The 2,457-nt window shown below is 44.5% G+C and carries 2 protein-coding genes; one reads left to right on the forward strand and one right to left on the reverse strand.

The genetic code is table 11. The features are described 5' to 3' along the window. Positions 1–164: 164 nt before the first annotated feature. The gene (locus F6K37_RS38155; RefSeq protein WP_287256280.1) at positions 165–452 is read right to left on the reverse strand and encodes an addiction module antidote protein; all 288 of its coding nucleotides are present in this window, start codon (positions 450–452) and stop codon (positions 165–167) included. A gap of 715 nt (positions 453–1,167) precedes the next feature. Here F6K37_RS38155 and F6K37_RS38160 point away from each other — a divergent pair. Beyond that, complete coding sequence (locus tag F6K37_RS38160) at positions 1,168–2,268, forward strand: RRXRR domain-containing protein (protein ID WP_287256282.1); 1,101 nt, start codon at positions 1,168–1,170, stop codon at positions 2,266–2,268. Positions 2,269–2,457: the final 189 nt, after the last annotated feature.

The following is a 2,457-nucleotide window of genomic DNA, read 5'->3' on the forward strand; positions in this document are numbered from 1 at the left end:
AGCTGATGGTCTCACCGATAATGGGTAAACAGACATTACCAGGGGGCAATGGAAGCGAACGCATATCTTGAGTGGTGGTTTCCATGGAAATAAGCAAGCTGCAGGGTCAATGCTTATTATCTCTTGCCTGATCCAGGGTAAACCCATCTTAATAATGCAATACTTTAGATCGGAGTAGCCCGCAACCGTAGACCAATTGCCTGTATTACCTTTAGAACAGTGGCGAAATCTGGATTACCTTCCATCGACAACGCCTGATCAATACTCTCATGTCCGAGACCGGTTTCGCGAGCAATTTGTGTCATTGCTTTGGAACGAGCAATATCCCGTAGAGCAGCCACTACCAAGGCAGGATCCCCATCTTCAAGAGCAGCTTCGAGATAGGCAGCCATATCTTCTTTGGTCTCCAGATGTTCTGCCACATCCCAGGGATGGGTTTTGATGTTGGTCATCACGATCTCCTATACCTTTTGTGCTAGATCTAGGGCTGTCTTGATGTCACTGTTCCTGAGGCACTAACTCTATTATCTCACTTTGATTATCCTGCTTCAGTCAGGGATTATGACCCAATCCGTTTCAATTAAGCTGTTGGCACTGCGATCACAGAGAACTAATCGAGAATGCGATCGCAACAACCCAACCCTGCCACCAGATGTTTACTAAAACTGGAATAATAAAATATAACCAACAAACATACCTCAACAAACCCCAGAAGTAGTAACTACAACCTCACCATCAAACCAGCTTGATCTAGAATCGGTATCAGTACCAATAACTCATCCTGTGGCAACCGCTACAGTTTCCGAAGCAGCAACAGTGGATAGTAAAACGTTAATTAGCAGATCTGAAATTAACAGTCCAACCCTGGGATGGGGAGAACTCATCTTAGGATTACTGCTGGTAGGGCCATTTGTACCCGCTTCAATCAAGCAATTGATGTATAGGTCAATAACCCCACCCTAAGAGGATGGATGGGGCTTGGTAGACAACCAACTACCGTGATTGACTAGACCATTGAGCCGAATCCTGGTAAGAACTTCCAGATGCTTCCCCAGTCTGGATCTCTTTAAAACTGTGTTGTCAGTTGCTGCTTTGGGCAGGACATCTTGGATTCGGTGGTCAAGGGGACAGGGTAACCTAAATACTTTTCTCGTGAGGTTTATCACCATGTTACGAGTTCCAGTAATTTCACCTGATGGCAAACCATTAATGCCGACAAAAGCTTCTCGCGCTCGCCGCTGGCTGCTATGCGGTCTTGCCGTTGTTTATCCAAACGATCTAAATGTTTTTGCTGTTCAGCTAGTTAATCAACCATCTGGAAATCAAACCCAGGATATTGCCATTGGTATTGACCCCGGAAAGATGTTTTCTGGTATGGCTGTTCAGTCAAGTAAAATCACTCTTTGGACAGGACATCTGATCTTGCCTGACAAGAAAGTTCGAGAACGCATGGATACTCGGCGAATGATGCGTTCGCGTAGCGTCGGCTTCGCCGAAAAAACTCGTAGAAGTCGTCGAATAGATCGCAAGGTTGCTTACTCACAAAGGTCTCATCGGCAAAAACGATTCTCAAACCGTAGAGTAAAAAGGGTTCCCCCTTCAATTAGGGCAAACCGTCAACTAGAAAATCGGGTAACAAAAGAGCTTTGTTTTTTGTATCCAGTAAATGTCATCGTCTATGAAGTGGTCAAGGCAAGAGGGAGCAAAGGGTTTTCTCCTGTGATGATAGGCCAGTATTGGGCAATCTCTCAGTTGGAGCAAATAGCCCCAGTAATTCAAAAACAAGGCTGGGAGACCGCTTTAAAAAGAGAGGCATTAGGACTAATAAAAGACAAAACTGACAAAAGTCAGCAAACAGTTAATACCCATGCAGTAGATGGAATAGCCCTAGCTGCTACTCATTTTTTTCGACGCAAAAATTATTATCACCGCAACGGAAAACTGAGTGTTCCAAAAAACTGTGATGTAACTAATGCTGTGTTTTCAGTCATTAGACGTGCCCCCATAAGTCGTCGCCAGTTGCATCTATTGCAGTTTTCTAAGGGTGGGAAACGACGTAAATACGGTGGGACAACCACTAGCCATGGTTTTCGCAAAGGAGACTATGTTGAGGCGGTTAAGGCTGGGATAACCTATCGAGGTTGGGTGAGCGGTGAGACAGTAAGGCAAGTTTCTGTTAGCGATGTTAACTGGAAAAGAATTGGACAATTTACTGCCCGAAAAGTCCGACTCCTAAAACGTTCAACGGGATTAATTGTAAACCACTAATTGGAGGCGCGGCTTTCCTCCCCACCAAAAGAGAAGGATGGGGTATCCAGCCGCGAAGATTTGATGAATGTAGAGATAAACGATATGGTTAAAAATTGGTTTATTTACAGTATTGTTGCTATTACGGTGATGGGTTGTCAAACCACCACAATTAAAACCAATATCACTCAGTCAACCATAACAGGAGTG

The sequence above is a fragment of the Moorena sp. SIO4E2 genome (assembly GCF_010671945.1).
Taxonomy (GTDB): Bacteria; Cyanobacteriota; Cyanobacteriia; order Cyanobacteriales; family Coleofasciculaceae; genus Moorena; species Moorena producens.

Coding starts and splice junctions, on each gene's coding strand:
- F6K37_RS38155 (WP_287256280.1), bottom strand. CDS start 452: ATGACCAACATCAAAACCCATCCCTGGGATGTGGCAGAACATCTGGAG.
- F6K37_RS38160 (WP_287256282.1), top strand. CDS start 1,168: ATGTTACGAGTTCCAGTAATTTCACCTGATGGCAAACCATTAATGCCG.